The organism is Arcicella rigui, from assembly GCF_034929435.1.
Lineage (GTDB): Bacteria > Bacteroidota > Bacteroidia > Cytophagales > Spirosomataceae > Arcicella > Arcicella rigui.
The window spans coordinates 71211-89936 of the sequence record NZ_JAYFUM010000027.1 but is presented as its reverse complement, the minus strand read 5'-3'; the positions used below and the strand labels follow the sequence as shown (position 1 = coordinate 89936).

Genomic DNA, 18726 nt, shown 5'->3' with positions numbered 1-18726 from the left:
AAAACAGTATCAGGGAATTGTATATTAATAGCTAAATTGTATCAACTAATAATTGGGCTGAAAGTTTTTTGAAGAGAGGAAAGAGAAAGGTTTTAGGAGTAGATAAAATTTGTTTTCAAGTTGAGATTTTAAAAAATAGATAAAGTTTTATATTATGCTATTAACATTTAAACAATTCTTAGACAATTTAGAGGGGCTTAAATCGCATTGGTTTTCTGTTACTAATGAAGGTATAGAAATCACTAATGAAGGTGTAGAAGTCACTGATACGATTATTCGAACCTTGTGCTATTATAATAATGCCTTAGGTGTTGATAATATTCGTCAAAAGCTATTTAAAGAATCAAAAAACAACTTTTATATATGTGGTTTACTTGATGAGGTTGAAATCCTTCAATATAACAGCAGATTTTTTGACTTTGGCTTATTAAAAATGTGTTCGCCTATCCTGAGTGATAATGAGGGGTTAATACAACGATACGCTAAACTAAGGTATAGAGCTTATGGGAAAATGCCAGATATGGATTTTGATGTAGCTAAAGGTAGAGTTTCTATATGGTGTAATACAGTTCAATTCTTTATGGAAAACAATACAGAAGGGATAGAACGAAACTTGAACATTATAGAAACTAAAGTATTACATAAAACGGATACTAAACGAGTTGGATTCGTTGATGATTATGAATTTTATAAAGCCTTGTATGAATCTAATAAACCTAAAATGGAAGAAGTTTTAGAGAAATTAGTAAGCCCTAAAATTCATAAAAAACGGAGTGATAATGAAGTTATAGGACAGTATTTCTCATTTCTTGCAACAGGCTATGCAAAACTTGCATGGAGAAAAGGAATAGAAGTTGAGGTAAATAGTCCATTAGTGCCTAAGGAGCTTTTACCAATTTTGCCAAATGATAATTATGATATTCCGTATGATTTTTTGAAATAAGGAATGCTGTCCCATCCTAAAGTAGCTTGACAGTATTAGGGATAAAAACGGAATTACTACTATCTTTTCTACTATTCATAATTTCCTGATAGACAAAAAGCGAAGGTAAAAAAATGTATTTTTGTATAAAATAGCTTAATAAACATGATACAAAAATATCCGGTAGGCATTCAAGATTTTGGCGAGATACGTACAAATGGTTATTTGTACGTTGACAAAACTGCTTTTGTTTATAAATTGATAAATGAAGGGAAGTTTTACTTTTTGTCACGCCCACGCAGATTTGGTAAATCGCTTTTTATCAGCACTTTGGAATGTCTGTTTTTAGCTAAAAAAGAACTTTTCAAAGGTTTATACATCGAAGACAAATGGAACTGGGAACAAACCAATCCTATTATCAGAATGTCTTTTAGTAATATTGGGCATAAAGAAAAAGGGCTAAATAAAGCCATCAGTGACGAATTAGACAGCATTGCCAACAAATACGACATTCAACTTTCAGAAGAAATTATTAGTGGAAAATTTAAAGAACTGATTCAAAAACTCTCAGCCACACGTGGCAAAGTAGTAGTACTCATAGACGAATACGACAAACCCATTATTGATTATTTGGGCGAAAATCCCGATAAGGCTATCGAGAATCGGGATATTATGAAGGTTTTTTATTCTATCCTAAAAGATGCTGACCCACACTTGAAACTGGTGTTTATCACAGGAGTTTCTAAGTTTTCGAGAGTAAGTATTTTTTCGGATTTGAATAATTTACAAGACCTCACAACTAATAAATTCTTTGCAGGGTGTTGTGGCATTACTCAAAACGAATTAGAAGCACACTTCAAGCAGGAATTACTCGAAACAGATAAAGAAGCAATTAAGAAATGGTATAATGGTTATTCGTGGGATGCCAAAACCAGTGTTTACAATCCCTTTTCATTATTGAGTTTCTTTGTACAAGGTTCAGAATTCAAAAACTACTGGTTTGAAACAGGTACGCCTACTTTTCTCATCAAACTGGCAGAAAAAACGCAGTTATACGATTTCAGTGAAATAGAAATTGGTGCAAATGCCTTGGTAGCTTATGATATACAGAAATTGGAACTGATTCCTCTGATGTTTCAAACTGGCTATTTGACGATTAAATCATATAGTCCGATGAGTGATGTATATGTCTTGGGTTATCCCAACAACGAAGTCAAGAAGTCTTACATTGAAGTATTAATGGCGGCATATAGTCAGAGTGATTTGGGCTATGGAGTAGTTTATGTTGATAAAATCAGGCAATTATTAGAAAAGGGTGAAATTGAACGTTTGGAGGGAATCCTAAACACTATTTTCAAATCATTGCCGTATGAATTATGGCAAAAAGAAAATGAGCATTTTTATCATGCTATTATTCATTTGACTTTCTCGCTATTGGGTGTTTATATTCAATCAGAAGTACAAACTTCGGATGGACGAATGGATGCTTTGATACGCTTGAAGGATTTTGTGTATTCCATAGAATTCAAATTGGATGAATCGGCAGAAAAAGCGATTCAACAAATCAAAGACAAAGGTTACTTAGTCCCTTTTTCAGCAGAAAACAAAAAGTTAGTAGCCATAGGTATCAATTTTTCAAGGGAGAAAAAGAAGGTGGAGGAGGTGAAGTGGGAGGAAATAAAAGCCTAAAGATATGTCTATTTTTATTAAAAAAGTATCAATTTTAATTAGAAGTAAGGTCTATTCTCGTAAAAAGCTCTTTTGTTTTAACGCCAAAGAGATTTTAAATCTCTCCTCGAATATCTTCTGAAAAATTATAATTTTTCAGAAGATATTCCAAAAAGCATGACATCACAGGACGCCACAGGTAGGGTTTGACTTTATTTTGCACCAAATAAAATACCTTTTATCTGATGAAAAATTGCTATCAAAAAGCCTTTCAAGTATTCTTTCTTTTATCAATTACTTCTTCTCTGAGCTTCGGACAAGCAAAATGGAAACCCATTACTCAGCAAACCAAACCGTGGTCACGTTGGTGGTGGGAAGGAAATGCCGTAAATCCCAAAGATTTAACTTACAATATGGAAACCTACCAAAAAGCAGGTTTGGGAGGTTTAGAAATTACGCCAATCTATGGTGTGAAAGGTCAAGAAGCGAATTTTATAGATTTTCTTTCGCCAAAATGGGTAGAAATGTTCAAGTATACTTTGAATGAAGGTACTCGTTTAGGCTTGGGTATCGACCTTGCCAATGCTTCTGGTTGGCCTTTTGGCGGACGCTGGGTCACGCCTGAGGATGCTTGCAAGAATGTCAATTTCAAAACGTATCAATTGAAAGAAGGTGAAAAACTTTTGGAATTGATTACTTTTCAACAAAGTCCGTTGTTACGATATGTTTTACCAAAAAAGACTGAAATTTCTGCTTTAAAGTATCCAATTTCAAAAAATGACAATCTCCAAGAATTAGCAATCGATCAAATTAAATATGAAAAACCTTTGCCTTTACAAACGCTCATGGCGTATTCTGACAAAGGAGAAGTAATGAATCTGACAGACAAAGTAAGTGCGATGGGACAATTGAATTGGGAAGCACCCAAAGGTAATTGGACGCTTTACGCCATTTTTCAAGGTTGGCATGGCAAAATGGTAGAACGTGCTGGGCCGGGTGGCGAAGGTGATGTAATAGACCATTTTTCCGAAAAAGCAATTCAACATTATTTGAAAGAATTTGACAAAGCTTTCGCTAATACGGATGTTTCGAGTATGCGTGCTTTCTTCAATGATTCTTACGAAGTAGATGACGCTCGTGGGCAGTCGGACTGGACGGATGATTTATTCAAAGAATTTCAGCAAAGAAGAGGTTATGATTTAAGAAATTACTTGCCAAATCTTTTTAGCAAAGAAAATACAGATTTAAACCACAGAGTATTATTCGATTATAGAACTACAATTGGGGATTTGATTCTGGAAAAATATACAGGAGAATGGGCAAAATGGGCTCATGGTCGTGGTAAAATTGTGAGAAATCAGGCTCATGGTTCGCCTGCAAATACTTTAGATTTATACGGTTTGGTGGATATTCCAGAAATTGAAGGAACAGATTTATTGAGAATCAAATTTGCTTCTTCGGCTTCCAATGTCTTGGGTAAAAAATTAACTTCTTCGGAATCTGCTACTTGGGAAAACGAACATTTCCTTTCTACATTGAGCGATGTGAAAAAAGCCTTAGATTTATTTATGGTCGGTGGTGTGAATCATATTTTTTACCACGGCACCAATTACTCGCCTAAAAACGAAGCGTTTCCGGGTTGGTTATTTTATGCAGCTGTACACTTTACGCCACAAAACCCTTTCTGGAAAGACTTTGCTACTTTAAATCATTACGTGGCTCGCACGCAGGCTTTTTTACAAGATAGCAAACCTAATAACGATGTTTTGTTGTACTTCCCGATTACTGACCGACTTACAGAACCTTCCCCCAAAGGTTTATTAGAACATTTCGACGGCGTAACGCCAGAATTTAACGGAACAGATTTTAAAGCAAGTGCTCAGAAAATGATTGACCGTGGCTATGGCTTCGATTTTATTTCTGATAAACAAATTGCCAACCTAAAAACACAAAATCAGCAAATTATTACGGGTGGCGTTGCCTACAAAACAGTACTGTTGGCAGAAAGTGAGCAAGTACCTTTAGAAACTTTAGAAAAATTAGTGCAATTGGCAAAGGCTGGGGCAACGATTATTGTACATCACAAATTACCTACTGATGTACCGGGTTTAGGGAATTTGGATGAACGAAGAGCGAAATTTAAGGCACTTTTGGCTCAGTTAAATTTTGTAAAAGTAAATGCCCAATTGAATCAAGCTAAGATTGGCGAAGGTTCATTTTTATTAGGAGAAGATTTAGACGAATTGATGATTTACGCTAAAATCTATCGTGAAACTATGACTGACAAAGGCTTACAATTCGTTAGAAAAACTTCTGCAAAAGGAAATTATTATTTCGTGAATAATAAATCTGAGCAGGCTTTTGAAGGCTTGGTAAAATTGGAAGCAGAGGCAAATTCTGCGGCTTTGTACAATCCAATGACGGAAGTTTTGGGCATGGCAAAAGTGAAAAACAATGAAGTGTTTTTGCAATTATCTGTGGGGGAATCTTGCATTATTGAAACCTTTAAAACAGTAGAAAAAGGCAAAAGCTATCCTTATTGGAAAGCGAGCAAAGAAGCAGAAGAGCTAAAAGGTACTTGGAAAATTTCGTTTATCGACGGCGGCCCAACTTTACCAAAAGCCATTGAAACCCAAACATTAGGTTCGTGGACAAATGCAGGCAATGCTTATCAAGATTTTTCTGGAACGGCTTTGTATCAATTGAATTTCGTAAAACCCAAAACTAATGCACAGGGCTATTGGTTAGATTTAGGTAAAGTAGCCGAAAGTGCATCGGTGACACTGAACGGGAAATACTTGGCTACTTTATTGGGGCCAACTTATAAAGTTTTTGTACCCAATACTTTATTAAAAAACCAAAATAAATTAGCCATAAAAGTGACTAATTCAATGGCAAACAGAGTAATCGCTTTAGAAAAAGAAGGCACTGTTTGGCAGAAGTTTTATAACATCAACGTATCAGCAAGACTGAAACAAAACTTAGGAAAAGACGGCTATTTCACCACAAAAGGTTGGTCGCCAAGAGCGTCTGGTTTATTAGAAAAAGTAAGCTTAACGCCCGTAGAAGTTTTGAAATGATTGAACAAAATTAGCTTTAGGCTATCAGCAATATCCAATTAAGTATAGAATTGTAAAATTAAAATCTGATTACTTTTCTCTTGAGTAAATCAAAATAATTTATCAGCATATTGCCTGAAGCATACAGCTAATTTTGCTTTTTTTCAACCATTTTAAATACAACAATCATGTTAAAACGTATCTCAATTTTTGCTATTTATTTGTTTATCGCCACTTTTTCGCTTCTTGCTTTTGCCAAGCAACAGCCTGAATACTATGAAATTAGAGTATATAATTTCAAAAGTGTAGAGCAGAAAAAAGTAGTAGAAGATTATTTCAAAGACGCTGCCATTCCTGCTTTTAACCGTTTGGGAATCAATTCAGTAGGCGTATTTAACGAAGCTGAACAAAAAGATGGAATTAAATTGTATGTACTGATTCCTTATAAATCTTTAGACCAATTCAGTAAAATTTCAAGCAAATTGGCTTCTGATGTTGTGTATCAACAAGCCGCAAAAGCTTACTTAGATGCCAACTTCGCTACACCAGCTTATGAACGTTACGAAAGCTCGCTTTCGGTTGCTTTTAAAGATTGGACAAAACTGAAAGTGCCTACCACTTCAGCTCCAAAATCTGAAAGAGTGTATGAGTATCGTTTGTACGAAAGCCATAGTGAAACAAAAGGATTGAGTAAAATTCACATGTTCAACGAAGGTGGCGAAATTGGTATTTTTGTACGATTGGGCTTCAACCCTGTGTTTTATGCACAAACGATCATTGGTGCGAAACAACCCAATTTGGTGTACATGACTACTTTTGATAACAAAGCGTCGAGAGATGAGCATTGGAAAGCTTTCGGAGCAGATTCAGAATGGAATCGTATTAAAGTACTTCCAGAATATGACCATGCCATGACTAAAGCCGAAATCCATTTCTTGACACCAACGGATTTTTCACAGATTTAAAAATCTCATTAACGCTTATGCAAGAAATCGCTTTTACGATGAAGCTCAAAAAAGGATTTGAGCAAGAGTACAAAAAACGCCATGATGAAATTTGGCCAGAATTATCTGAATTATTGGTAAACTCTGGCATCACCGAATATGCTATTTATTTAGATGAGTCATCTGGAATTTTATTTGCTGTTCAGAAAAGAGTGGATAATCATACCCTTGACGAGTTGCCACAAACCGAAATCATGAAAAAATGGTGGGCATTTATGGCTGATATTATGGATACGAATCCAGATAATTCGCCTGTGGTAAAAGATTTATCTTGCGTGTATAGAATGGGTTAAGTGTGAGTGGTGAATTGTGAATTTGCTTATCGGATAAATCAGAGCCAAAAGTAATTTTGCATAATTAATTTAATAATATACTCCTCCCCAAAGTACAGATTGATGTTGATAGTAACATTCAATCTGTGTTTTGGGGAGGATTTTTTGTTTAGGGTAAATTTTATCGTTTTTTGGCTTTTGTTTTAATAAGTACTCGCTCAACTCCAACCTTTTATTTCCTATGAAAAACCTCATATTTATTGGCTGTTTTCTCATTCTTTGCCTTGCTAAAAATACTTTTTCACAACAAAAAATCAATCGAAAAGCCTTGGTCGAACGCCACACGGTTGTAGTAAATCAAGTTGATACTTTAGCTTCGTTGTCGGTCGGAAATGGAGCTTTTGCTTTTACTGTCGATGTTACGGGCTTGCAAACTTTTCCAAATTTTTATGCCAAAGGTATATCGCTCGGCACGCAGTCGGTTTGGGGCTGGCATCGTTTTCCGAATACTGAAAATTATAAAATTGAAGAAACTTTAAAAGAAATCAGTTCGCATGGTAGAAAAGTACCTTATGCCGTTCAAGCCTCAAATACAGAAAGAGCAAAGGCAGCTAATAATTTTCTTCGTCAAAACCCGCATCGTTTACAATTAGGAAATCTTGGTTTTGAGTTGTTCAAAAAAGATGGTACAAAAGTAAATCCACAAGATTTAAGTAATATTCATCAAACCTTAAATGCTTACACAGGTGAAATTATCAGTCAGTTTTCGGTAGAAAATGTTCCCGTAAAAGTAATTACGGTAGCTCATTCACAAAAAGATTTGATTGCGGTAAAAGTACAATCTGAATTATTGAAAACGGGACAATTGAAGTACCGTTTGCGTTTTCCTTACCCTACAAATCAGTTTACGGATGAAGGAAACAATTGGACGAATGCCGACGCCGACAAACATCAATCTTCTATTATTTATTCAAAAGGAAACGCTATTGGATTCAAACATCAACTTAATGATAATCAATATTTTGTAAGTATTTTAAGTAATCAAAAAAATAAAGTAAGTAAAAGCGAAGCACATTATTTTGTACTCAGTCCCGACACAAAATCTAATACGCTTGAATTTAGTGTACTCTTTTCTGAAAAAACCAATCAAGAAAGTATTCCCAACTTTAATAGTACTTTATTGAGTACAAAAGTGGCTTGGAAAACTTTTTGGAGTACTGGTGCTGCGGTTGATTTTGCTGGAAGTAGCGACCCACGAGCCAATGAATTGGAGCGAAGAATTATCCTTTCGCAGTATTTGACCAAAATTCAATGTGCCAATAACGAGCCTCCACAAGAAACTGGACTTACTTATAATTCTTGGTTTGGCAAGCCACATTTAGAAATGCACTGGTGGCACGGTGTTCATTTTGCTTTGTGGAACAGAACGGAATTGCTCGAAAAGAGTATGGCTTGGTACAAAAAAGTAGAGCCAGAAGCTAGAAAAATTGCTGAAAGACAAGGTTTTGAAGGGATTCGTTGGCAAAAAATGACCGACCCCGAAGGCAAAGAAGCACCTTCGTCGGTGGGGGCGTATTTACTTTGGCAACAACCCCATTTTATCACTTTTGCTGAATTGGCTTTTCGTAAAAATCCCAGTAAAACAACTTTAGTAAAGTATCAAGATTTGGTTTTCAAAACTGCCGAATTTATGGCTTCCTACGCTTACTTCGACCCAGAAAAAGGGCGATATATTTTAGGAAAAGGAGTAATTCCTGCTCAAGAGCGATTCAAGCCCGAAGATACTTTTAATCCGACTTATGAATTGGCTTATTGGCAATGGGGATTATCAACAGCACAAATTTGGCGTGAACGTTTGGGTTTGAAAAGAAATACAAAATGGGATGAAGTTTTGGCGAAACTGTCGCCGCTGCCTGTTCAAGATAATCTGTACTTGGCTACCGAAAATGCTACGGATTCCTATACCAATCCTGTGTACTTAACAGACCATCCGAGTGTACTTTGTACTTTGGGAATGTTGCCAGAAAGTAAAATGCTTGATAAAAAAATCATGCAAAATACTTTTGATAAAATCTGGAAAGTTTGGCATTGGGACGATACTTGGGGTTGGGATTTCCCAATGGTTGCCATGACAGCCACTCGACTGAATCAGCCAGAAAAAGCAATTGATGCTTTGATGATGGACATTAAAACGAATACCTATTTGCCTAACGGTCATAATTTCCAAGACGCTCGTTTGCGTTTGTACTTGCCAGGCAACGGAGGATTATTAGCGGCAGTAGCCATGATGTGTGCAGGCTATGATGGTTGTAAAACGACTAATCCAGGTATTCCTAAAAACGGTCAATGGAAAGTACGCTGGGAAGGACTGAGAAAAATCTTTTAAGTGATGAGTTTTGAGTGAAGAATGAGGAGTTTTTTAACATTTGATTTCACAAAAAAATCACTAAATCACTCATTCACAATTCACTAATTAAATAAAACAAATATCTTTCAAAACAATAAATACATGAAAAAAACCTTTTTAGCTATTTTGATGCTGGGTGTTACGTTGGGTTCGTTTGCCCAAAAGAACCTAACACTTTGGTATAAACAGCCAGCCCGAAATTGGAATGAAGCCTTGCCAATCGGTAATGGACGCATCGGAGCAATGATTTTCGGAAGACCTGCCAATGAATTGATTCAGTTGAATGAACAAACCCTTTGGTCGGGAAAACCTGTGAATAATCATCCCAATCCTGATGCTTCAAGATATCTTCAACAAGTACGAGAAGCACTTTTTAATGAAGATTATGCAAAAGCCGAACAGCTAACTCAAAAGCTACAAGGCTTGTATTCTGAGGCTTATCAGCCTTTGGGTGATTTATTGTTGAAACAAGATTTAAAAGGAGAAGTAAGCGATTATTACAGAGATTTGAATATCAATAATGCCACAGCCGCTACTCGTTTTAAAGTAGGCAATACAGAATTTACACGTGAGTTTTTTGTGTCTGCTCCTGCACAAGTAATGGTTATTCATTTGAAAGCAAGTACAAAAGGTGCTTTGAATTTCACAGCCTCTACCAAAGCTCAACACCCTATCAAAAAGTCGGTTTTAGGTACAGACCAATTGGTAGTTCGTGGAAAAACGCCTGCCCACGCCGACCCAAATTATGTTGACTATAATCCGACACCTGTGATTTATGAAGATCCAACAGGCTGTGGGGGCGTTCGCTTCGACTGGCGAATTAAAGTAAAATCAACCGATGGAAAAGTAAGTACTGATACATCTGGAATTTCTATCTCGGGTGCAAGCGATGCTGTTTTGATTATCTCGGTAGGAAGTAGTTTCAATGGTTTTGATAAATGTCCTGATTCGGAAGGAAAGGACGAAAAAGCCATTGCTGAAAAGTATTTACAGGCTTCATTGAAGCAAAATATTGATGTTTTAAAACAAGCTCATATCGCTGATTATCAACGTTATTTCAAAAGAGTAAGCTTTTCTTTGAACGGAAATCCAAGTGTAGATTTACCTACAGACGAGCGTCTAATTCAATATGTAAATGGGGCAAAAGATTCAGCTTTAGAAAGTCTATATTTTCAGTTTGGTCGTTATTTATTGATTTCTTGTTCTCGTCCAGACGGCATCCCTGCCAACTTGCAAGGAATTTGGAACAACTCTGTTCGTCCGCCTTGGAGTAGTAATTTCACCACCAACATCAATACAGAAATGAATTATTGGATGGTAGAAATGTGTAATCTTTCAGAATTGCATACGCCATTATTGAAATGGATTGGCTACATGGCTAAAACGGGTAAAGAAACTACTAAACATTTTTATAATGCTCGTGGCTGGACGGTTCACCATAACTCTGATATTTGGGGGCTTTCAAATCCTGTGGGAGACAAAGGTAAAGGCTCACCTTCTTGGGCAAACTGGGCAATGGGCGGAGCTTGGTTGAGCCAACACCTCTGGGAACATTACGCTTTTACAGGGGATAAAAATTACTTAGCCAACACAGCTTATCCATTAATGAAAGAAGCCGCTATTTTCTGTGAAGATTGGTTGGTTGAAGACAAAAATGGATACTTAGTAACAGCACCTTCTACTTCGCCCGAAAATATTTTTATTACCGAAAAAGGTTTGAAGGGTTCAGTTTCTGTGGCAACTACAATGGACATGGCGATTATTTGGGATTTGTTCACCAATACCATCGAAGCCTCTGAAAAATTGGGCATTGATGAAGCTTTCAGAAAAGAATTAATCGCCAAAAAAGCGAAACTATATCCTTTGCACATTGGTAAAAAAGGAAATTTACAAGAATGGTACAAAGACTGGGAAGACGAAGACCCACAACACAGACACGTTTCGCACTTGTTTGCTTTGCACCCAAGTCGCCAGATTTCACCTTTACGTACACCAGAATTTTCAAACGCCGCCAAGAAAACCTTGGAAATTAGAGGCGACGACGGAACAGGCTGGAGTAAGTCATGGAAAATCAATTTCTGGGCCAGATTACACGATGGAAACCATGCTTATAAATTAGTTCGTGAATTATTGAAACTAACAGGGATGGAAGGGACAAACTATACAAAAGGAGGCGGTACTTATCCTAATTTATTCTGTGCTCATCCACCCTTTCAAATAGATGGCAACTTTGGCGGTACTTCGGGTATTTCAGAAATGATACTTCAAAGTCATGATGGTTTGATAAACATTTTACCTGCTATTCCAGACGACTGGCAAGAGGGTGAAATCAAAGGAATGAAAGCCCGTGGCGGTTTTGAAATCGACATTACTTGGAAAAACAAACAAGTAACACAATTAACCATTCGTTCATCGTTGGGAGGAAATTGTATCATCAAAACGCCCAATACATTGCAATTAACAGGAAAACAAAGCCTGAAAAAAGCTAAAAACTTCAACGCATACGAGTTCCAAACAGTAAAAGGTGGCGTTTATGTTTTAAAGAGTTTATAAGTTAATTTTGATAGGGCAGGCATGAAACTAAATCATGCTTGCCGTATTGTTTTAAAGCCTTTCTAAAAAAAGTCTCTCAATATTTTTTTGTTGTAATCCTCATCTTGTTTGATAGAGTATCATAAATCTAATTCTGAACAATCGTGAAGATATAAAGTCAGAAACTTTACTTTCAAAGCAAAATTCGCAACATTAATTTTTTAGAATACGATTTCAATTAGAGTTAAAAGTTGCTATATTTGGAAACAAATTTTATCTACAACAAAAGATGCGGTATTTTCAAACAAGATTTTTAGAAGAAGCTGACAAGTTTATAGCTGGACTTGATAGTAAAATCATAAAGAAAATTCTGTATAATGTTGAGATTGCCGAACAAACCAACGACCCAAAACTTTTCAAAAAACTTCAACACGATATTTGGGAATTTCGTACTAACTATGCCGGACTTCAAATTCGTTTACTTGCCTTCTGGGATAAGACAGACGGCAAAAATACTTTAGTTTTCGCCACGCATGGTTTCATAAAAAAAGTAGATAAAGTACCTAAAAATGAGATTGAAAGAGCTATAAGAATTAGAACAAAGTATTTTGAAAGTTTATTCAACTGAAAAAATGAAACGTACAGAAATAAAGTCATATTCCCTTGAGGAAATGAAAGATAAGTATATCGGTAAATTAGGAACTTTAGAAAGAGAAGCATACGAATATGAACTTCGTATGGAAATGCTTGGTAAAATGATTAAAGCCGCTCGATTAGAACGAAACTTAACTCAAGAACAACTAGGGCAACTTGTTGGCGTACAGAAATCTCAAATTTCAAAACTCGAAAACAGTTCTAATAGTGCTACTATTGATACTGTATTTAAAGTTTTTAAAGCTTTAAAAGCAGATATACACTTCAATGTAACCATTGAAAATCAGTACCTTCAACTTGTGTAAAGCTTTTACAGCAAAATCAATCCCATGAAATCACTCCTCCATCAAAAACATTATTGCTATCTTCTCCTAAGCATTGTTGGAGGAGCTTATACTTATTATTATGTTATGTTGGGTGTGATAGCACATCAAGGTAGTTTTGATGTGCTTGAATTTATTAGCAGTACTTGGATTGATAATTTCTATGCTAAAAGTCTCACGCTTGATTTTTGGACTGGTGCTATTGCAGGCACTTCATTCATGATTTTTGAAGGTATTCGCTTACAAATGAAAAGAGTATGGTTGTATATATTCCTAACTTTTTTCATTGCTTTCGCTTTTGCCTTTCCACTCTTTTTGTTTATGAGAGAACGACACCTGAAAACAAAAGAGAAGGAATCAATCTAAACTTAATAGTGAACAAAGGATAAGAAAGTTATTGTTTTCGGATTTCAGATGTCGGATTTCGGCTTTATTAAACGACTTCTTTTAAGGTATTTTATTTAAAAAAATCATTTTATCCAATTTCCGAAATCAGAAATCCTAAATATAAAATACCCTTTTGCTTTTCTTTACATACAAGACAATCTTCCGCCATCCACGGGTAAGTTTACTCCGTTGATGTAAGCGGCGGCAGGACTACACAAAAAGGCTACTGCTGCTCCAAATTCTTCTGCTTCGCCAAATCTTCCTGCTGGAATATCCGATTGAAATACTTTCTCCATTTCCTCTTTAGCCAAACCTACGGCATTTGCTCTGGCATTTACTACAAAGTCTAAACGTGCTGTTTTGGTATAACCCGGCAAAACATTATTGACCGTAATACCGAATTGTCCTAACTCATTTGCCAAAGTTTTTGACCAAGAAGCCACTGCTCCACGAGTAGTATTCGATACACCCAAGCCATTGATTGGTTGTTTTACCGAAGTAGAAATCACATTAATAATTCTACCAAAACCTGCTACTTTCATACTTGGTACGCAAGCTTGAACCAAAATATGATTACAAATTAAATGATTAGAAAATGCCTGTGTAAATTCTTCAATCTTAGCCTCCAAAATCGCTCCGCCTGCTGGGCCACCAGTGTTATTCACCAAAATATGAACATTTGGATTTGACTCAAGATGTTTTTCAATGCCTGCTTTTACTTCTTCTGGTTTAGAAAAATCAGCGACAAAATAAGTATGTTGCTGCCCTTTTGAACTATCTAAGCTTTTGAGAGTTTCCTTGAGTGTGGCTTCGTTTCGAGCAACCAAAGTTACGTTTGCTCCAAGTAAAGCTAATTCAATAGCCGAAGCTCGCCCAAGTCCTTGCGTACTACCGCACACGATGGCGTTTTTATCTGTTAAATCTAAGTTCATGTTTTAAGGAAATTAACCTATTTTTACTTTATAATTACTCATTACTTTACTCATGCCATGACTCAAAGTCATGGCATGAGTAAAGTAATGAATATTCAACAACAAAGATATGCCAGATTTATCATTTAGAAGTACAGAAAAAGAACTGATTGATGACTTAGATTTAGATAATGATGCCCTCCGTCAGAATTTGGAAGAATTGGCAATCATCAATCAATACTTGGGCGGAAATCAGGTAACTATCAGTGGATTAGAAACTGTGTTAAAGGCTTCAAAGCCTATACAAAGTACTTATAAAATAGCAGATTTGGGCTGTGGCGGAGGTGATATGTTGATGGTAATTGCTAAATGGGCAAGAAAAAAGCAGTTAAAAACAACACTAATCGGCATTGATGCCAACGATTTTATGATTGAGTTTGCCCAAAAAAGAACAGCTCAATTTCCAGAAATAACGTATTTGCATCAAAATATTTTTGCTGAAGCATTTCAAGAACATTCTTTTGATATTGTTACTATGACGCTCTTTTGTCATCATTTTGATGATGAAAGTTTAGTGAAATTACTCAAGCAACTCAAACAGCAAAGTCGTGTAGCGATTGTGATTAACGACATTCACCGACACTGGTTTGCCTATCATTCCATCGCTTGGATTACCAAATTATTCTTAAAATCATACTTAGTAAAAAATGACGCTAAGCTATCAGTGTGGCGTGCCTTCCGAAAAACAGATTTAGAAAATATCATTCAAAAAGCAGGCTTCACTCGCTTTTCTATCAAATGGAAATGGGCTTTCCGTTGGGAAGTAGTTTTGTTTTGTGAGGGATAGTATTCATTTATGGAATTAATAACTATTTGAAAATTATTAACTAAATAAAATTTAAAATGGCTAAAATGGAGTCGAATAAATCAAGATTAGACAAAGATTTTTTATGCAAAAAAATTGACAAATATGTCTTTTTCGATGGAGTAAATCATTTTAATGTTCAGCAAACATACGATAACTGGCTTACAACAGCGGATTTTAATTTTTACAAAAATTCATTTATTGAAATCGACAACCTAAGAATTTACTTGTTCAATGCCCCATCCATTGATGCGTTAATAACATTCCATGAAAGATATTCATTAGAAGATTTAGAGCTTATGTCAATTCATTTTGGTTTGACAGTGAAAAAAGGAATAAACAGTTATGGTATAATTGAAAAAAAATATCCCTTTGATAATTTCTTTCTAACAAAAAGCTTTACTGCATCAAAGAAATATATCGTTATTTACGGTATTGGCGGCAGTCGATTTCCTGAATCTATTTATATTCATGGCGTTTGGGATATAGATTACATTCCCAATTGGTTATAGGTTTTTCCTTCGATAATTGAAGGGCTTAGGCTTTTATCACTTCCCACTTCACTTCCTCCACCTTCTTTTTCTCCCTTGAAAAATTGATACCTATGGCTACTAACTTTTTGTTTTCTGCTGAAAAAGGGACTAAGTAACCTTTGTCTTTGATTTGTTGAATCGCTTTTTCTGCCGATTCATCCAATTTGAATTCTATACAATACACAAAATCTTTCAAGCGTATCAAAGCATCCATTCGTCCATCCGAAGTTTGTACTTCTGATTGAATATAAACACCCAATAGCGAGAAAGTCAAATGAATAATAGCATGATAAAAATGCTCATTTTCTTTTTGCCATAATTCATACGGTAATGATTTGAAAATAGTGTTTAGGATTCCCTCCAAACGTTCAATTTCACCCTTTTCTAATAATTGCCTGATTTTATCAACATAAACCACTCCATAGCCCAAATCACTCTGACTATATGCTGCCATTAATACTTCAATATAAGACTTCTTGACTTCGTTGTTGGGATAACCCAAGATGTACACATCACTCATCGGACTATATGATTTAATCGTCAAATAGCCAGTTTGAAACATCAGAGGAATCAGTTCTAATTTCTGTATATCATAAGCTGCCAAGGCATTTGCACCAATTTCTACTTCACTGAAATCGTATAACTGCGTTTTTTCTGCCAGTTTGATTAAGAAAGTTGGCGTACCTGTTTCAAACCAGTAGTTTTGAAATGTCTTTTTTCTAAAAAAGTTTAATAATGAAAAAGGGTTATACACGCTGGTTGATGAATCCCAAGTATAGCCATTATACCAACGTTTAATTTCTTGTTTATCCAAAGTTTTTAGTTCTTCTACAAAATTATCAGCCAATTCTTCTTCGGTGATTCCACAGCATCCAGCAAAACGAGAATCAATCGTTATATCATCTAAATTATTCAAATCCGAAAAAATACTTACTCTTGAAAACTTAGAAACTCCTGTGATAAACACTAATTTCAAGTGTGGGTCAGCATCTTTTAGGATAGAATAAAAAACCTTCATTATATCCCGATTCTCGATAGCCTTATCGGGGTTTTCGCCTAAATAATCAATAATGGGTTTGTCGTATTCGTCTATGAGTACTACTACTTTACCACGTTTGGCTGAGAGTTTTTGGATTAACTCTTTAAATTTTTGGTCGATACTCGGAGCTACTAAGCTAAGATTATACTCTTCAGCAATTTCATCTAATCGTTTGTCAATTGCGTCTTTCAGTCCCAAATATTTATGCCCAATATTACTAAACGACATTCTGATAATAGGATTGCTTTGTTCCCAATTCCATTTGTCTTCGATGTATAAACCTTTGAAAAGTTCTTTTTTAGCTAAAAACAGACATTCCAAAGTGCTGATAAAAAGCGATTTACCAAATCTGCGTGGACGAGACAAAAAATAATAGCCTCCTATGTCTGCCATTTTGTAAATAAACTCAGTCTTGTCAACATAAAGGAAGTTTTCGCTACGAAGCTTTTCAAAGTCTTGAATGCCTACGGGATATTTTTGTATCATGTTTGTTAAGCTATTTTATACAAAAATACAATTTTTTACCTTCGCTTTTTGTCTATCAGGAAATTATGAATAGTAGAAAAGGTAGTAGTAATTCCGTTTTTATCCCTAATACTGTCAAGTTACTTTAGAATGGGATACTGTAAAACAAAAAGGTCATAAAGTAAGATTGAATAAGCATCAAGTAAAATCAGTTTTGAATACTGTAAAATGAAATAGCCATAAAGTAAGACTAAATAAGTATCAAGTAAAATCAATTCAAGATACTGTTAAATATAGTGACCATAAAGTAAGATTGAAGAGGCATAAAGTAAAAACCAAAGGTTAAAGCAAAAATCAAAACGGTTTGGATTTAACCCCAAACCGTTTTGATAGAGATAACAATATGATACACCACCTACTTCATTTTCAACACTTCTGCTCCCGACAACAAGAAACAGCCTAATCCGAAATCTTCAAAGTCGGGTTGTTTGTCGGCACTTAATGGTTGACCGTCTTTAGGCTCTTTTCCTGTGCCTTGTACATAACCCAAAAAACCGTTGGGCTGTACACAGTCTTTCAGCATGGCGTTGGTTGCTTTGGCGATGATTGGTAAGTATTGTTTCTTACTAAGTAATCCGTGGTTGATTCCCCAAGCCATTCCATAAGTAAACAAAGCAGTACCTGTTAATTCCTTTCCTCCAAAATCATTTTCATCCATTAAGCTGACATTCCAAAAACCATCCTGACGTTGAAGCGGAGGCAAAGCTTGCATCATTTCTAAATAGGTTTTTTCGTACTCTTCACGATGTGGGGCATTTTTAGGTAAAATTTCTAATACTCGCACCAAAGCCGCAACAACCCAGCCGTCCCCACGTGACCAATAGCAATTTTTACCTGTACTTGTGATATAGGGAGGGTCGAAATCTTTATCTCTCCACCAAAGTTTTTCAACTGGATTATACAAACCTTTGTCGCCATGAATGGTTTTGGTGTGCATATACATTTGGTACATTTTCTCGAAATATCTATCGTCTTTGTACATTACTCCCAAACGAGCAAATACTGGCATAGCCATTTGTAGTGCATCTACCCACGACCAATCATCTTTTTTAGTAGTTACCAACATACTATCAATAGACGCTTTGATGTCACGAATTCTTTCTGGTTTTGGGTCGATTAAGTACAAATCCAAATAGGTTTGTCCACAGCATTGGTCATCAGCATTACGGGTTTTGATACCGTTCCTTAAACCCCATTTGTGGGCTTCTCCCCATGCCACAGCGTAGTCGTAATAGCGTTTCTGTGGGTCAACCTGATACAGTGCCATGAGTCCTTCATAATATACTCCACGAGTCCAAATATTACTTGGGCGAGTTTTATCAGGACGAACAATGGGAGCAGATACATCCGACCATTTTGTCATAAAATAGTCATTTGCGATAGTCAAAGCATGAAGTAAATCTTTTTTCTTAGGCAGTTTTTGAGCATGAATTTGCGGAACAATCAGTAGGAGCAAAGCCCACCTTATGAAATTCTTTTTTTGCATGGTTTTGAAGATTAAAATCAAAAAAAAGGGTAATCGAAGAACAATGTTCATTCAATTACCCTATCAAGCAGTTAAAGGCTTTTTTCTACTTATTTTGGTTGTGACTTTAGGACTTAGGACTTTATGACTTTAGGACAAA

15 protein-coding genes are annotated in these 18726 nt (G+C 35.8%); 12 read left to right on the top strand and 3 right to left on the bottom strand.

Annotated features, from left to right (window positions below):
• Nucleotides 1–154 precede the first annotated feature (154 nt).
• The 10 genes from VB248_RS19995 to VB248_RS19950 all read left to right on the top strand — a co-directional run bounded on the left by VB248_RS19995 (nt 155) and on the right by VB248_RS19950 (nt 13207).
• Nucleotides 155–943 carry an immunity 49 family protein gene (locus tag VB248_RS19995; RefSeq protein WP_323298605.1) on the top strand — a complete coding sequence of 263 codons (789 nt, stop codon included), beginning with the start codon at nt 155–157 and terminating at the stop codon, nt 941–943.
• Between the two features lie 144 nt (nt 944–1087).
• Complete coding sequence (locus tag VB248_RS19990) at nt 1088–2611, top strand: ATP-binding protein (RefSeq protein ID WP_323298604.1); 1524 nt, start codon at nt 1088–1090, stop codon at nt 2609–2611.
• A 224-nt stretch (nt 2612–2835) separates the two neighbouring features.
• On the top strand, nt 2836–5670 hold the full coding sequence (locus VB248_RS19985) for a glycosyl hydrolase (RefSeq protein WP_323298603.1): 2835 nt from the start codon (nt 2836–2838) through the stop codon (nt 5668–5670).
• A 167-nt stretch (nt 5671–5837) separates the two neighbouring features.
• Complete coding sequence (locus VB248_RS19980; protein WP_323298602.1) at nt 5838–6614, top strand: NIPSNAP family protein; 777 nt, start codon at nt 5838–5840, stop codon at nt 6612–6614.
• A 17-nt stretch (nt 6615–6631) separates the two neighbouring features.
• Nucleotides 6632–6946, top strand: a complete 315-nt coding sequence (rhaM, locus tag VB248_RS19975; protein WP_323298601.1) for an L-rhamnose mutarotase — start codon at nt 6632–6634, stop codon at nt 6944–6946.
• 220 nt (nt 6947–7166) lie between these two features.
• The gene (locus VB248_RS19970; RefSeq protein ID WP_323298600.1) at nt 7167–9311 is read left to right on the top strand and encodes a hypothetical protein; all 2145 of its coding nucleotides are present in this window, start codon (nt 7167–7169) and stop codon (nt 9309–9311) included.
• 123 nt (nt 9312–9434) lie between these two features.
• The gene (locus tag VB248_RS19965; RefSeq protein WP_323298599.1) at nt 9435–11885 is read left to right on the top strand and encodes a glycoside hydrolase family 95 protein; all 2451 of its coding nucleotides are present in this window, start codon (nt 9435–9437) and stop codon (nt 11883–11885) included.
• Between the two features lie 268 nt (nt 11886–12153).
• Nucleotides 12154–12492 carry a type II toxin-antitoxin system RelE/ParE family toxin gene (locus VB248_RS19960; protein WP_323298598.1) on the top strand — a complete coding sequence of 113 codons (339 nt, stop codon included), beginning with the start codon at nt 12154–12156 and terminating at the stop codon, nt 12490–12492.
• Nucleotides 12493–12496: 4 nt separating this feature from the next.
• Nucleotides 12497–12823, top strand: coding sequence for a helix-turn-helix domain-containing protein (locus tag VB248_RS19955; RefSeq protein WP_323298597.1), 327 nt, complete (start codon nt 12497–12499; stop codon nt 12821–12823).
• 24 nt (nt 12824–12847) lie between these two features.
• Nucleotides 12848–13207 carry a DUF2834 domain-containing protein gene (locus VB248_RS19950; protein ID WP_323298596.1) on the top strand — a complete coding sequence of 120 codons (360 nt, stop codon included), beginning with the start codon at nt 12848–12850 and terminating at the stop codon, nt 13205–13207.
• Nucleotides 13208–13371: 164 nt separating this feature from the next.
• On the opposite strand, the gene VB248_RS19945 is transcribed toward VB248_RS19950, so the two are convergent.
• Entirely contained in the window at nt 13372–14160 is a 789-nt protein-coding gene (locus VB248_RS19945; protein ID WP_323298595.1) for an SDR family oxidoreductase, read from the bottom strand.
• A 109-nt stretch (nt 14161–14269) separates the two neighbouring features.
• Here VB248_RS19945 and VB248_RS19940 point away from each other — a divergent pair, with 109 nt between their 5' ends.
• Both VB248_RS19940 and VB248_RS19935 read left to right on the top strand, forming a co-directional pair.
• Nucleotides 14270–14986, top strand: a complete 717-nt coding sequence (locus tag VB248_RS19940) for a methyltransferase domain-containing protein (protein ID WP_323298594.1) — start codon at nt 14270–14272, stop codon at nt 14984–14986.
• A 56-nt stretch (nt 14987–15042) separates the two neighbouring features.
• Nucleotides 15043–15516, top strand: coding sequence for a hypothetical protein (locus VB248_RS19935; protein ID WP_323298593.1), 474 nt, complete (start codon nt 15043–15045; stop codon nt 15514–15516).
• A 25-nt stretch (nt 15517–15541) separates the two neighbouring features.
• Here the strand turns inward: VB248_RS19935 and VB248_RS19930 are convergent, their stop codons facing one another.
• Nucleotides 15542–17062, bottom strand: coding sequence for an ATP-binding protein (locus VB248_RS19930; protein ID WP_323298592.1), 1521 nt, complete (start codon nt 17060–17062; stop codon nt 15542–15544).
• A 394-nt stretch (nt 17063–17456) separates the two neighbouring features.
• A complete protein-coding gene (locus VB248_RS19925; protein ID WP_323298591.1) occupies nt 17457–18587 on the bottom strand; it encodes a glycoside hydrolase family 88/105 protein in 1131 nt (376 codons plus the stop codon).
• Nucleotides 18588–18726 lie beyond the last annotated feature (139 nt).

Bases quoted from the DNA above. Each gene is read 5' to 3' on its own strand.
- VB248_RS19995 (WP_323298605.1), top strand. From the start codon at position 155: ATGCTATTAACATTTAAACAATTCTTAGACAATTTAGAGGGGCTTAAA.
- VB248_RS19990 (WP_323298604.1), top strand. From the start codon at position 1,088: ATGATACAAAAATATCCGGTAGGCATTCAAGATTTTGGCGAGATACGT.
- VB248_RS19985 (WP_323298603.1), top strand. From the start codon at position 2,836: ATGAAAAATTGCTATCAAAAAGCCTTTCAAGTATTCTTTCTTTTATCA.
- VB248_RS19980 (WP_323298602.1), top strand. From the start codon at position 5,838: ATGTTAAAACGTATCTCAATTTTTGCTATTTATTTGTTTATCGCCACT.
- rhaM (WP_323298601.1), top strand. From the start codon at position 6,632: ATGCAAGAAATCGCTTTTACGATGAAGCTCAAAAAAGGATTTGAGCAA.
- VB248_RS19970 (WP_323298600.1), top strand. From the start codon at position 7,167: ATGAAAAACCTCATATTTATTGGCTGTTTTCTCATTCTTTGCCTTGCT.
- VB248_RS19965 (WP_323298599.1), top strand. From the start codon at position 9,435: ATGAAAAAAACCTTTTTAGCTATTTTGATGCTGGGTGTTACGTTGGGT.
- VB248_RS19960 (WP_323298598.1), top strand. From the start codon at position 12,154: ATGCGGTATTTTCAAACAAGATTTTTAGAAGAAGCTGACAAGTTTATA.
- VB248_RS19955 (WP_323298597.1), top strand. From the start codon at position 12,497: ATGAAACGTACAGAAATAAAGTCATATTCCCTTGAGGAAATGAAAGAT.
- VB248_RS19950 (WP_323298596.1), top strand. From the start codon at position 12,848: ATGAAATCACTCCTCCATCAAAAACATTATTGCTATCTTCTCCTAAGC.
- VB248_RS19945 (WP_323298595.1), bottom strand. From the start codon at position 14,160: ATGAACTTAGATTTAACAGATAAAAACGCCATCGTGTGCGGTAGTACG.
- VB248_RS19940 (WP_323298594.1), top strand. From the start codon at position 14,270: ATGCCAGATTTATCATTTAGAAGTACAGAAAAAGAACTGATTGATGAC.
- VB248_RS19935 (WP_323298593.1), top strand. From the start codon at position 15,043: ATGGCTAAAATGGAGTCGAATAAATCAAGATTAGACAAAGATTTTTTA.
- VB248_RS19930 (WP_323298592.1), bottom strand. From the start codon at position 17,062: ATGATACAAAAATATCCCGTAGGCATTCAAGACTTTGAAAAGCTTCGT.
- VB248_RS19925 (WP_323298591.1), bottom strand. From the start codon at position 18,587: ATGCAAAAAAAGAATTTCATAAGGTGGGCTTTGCTCCTACTGATTGTT.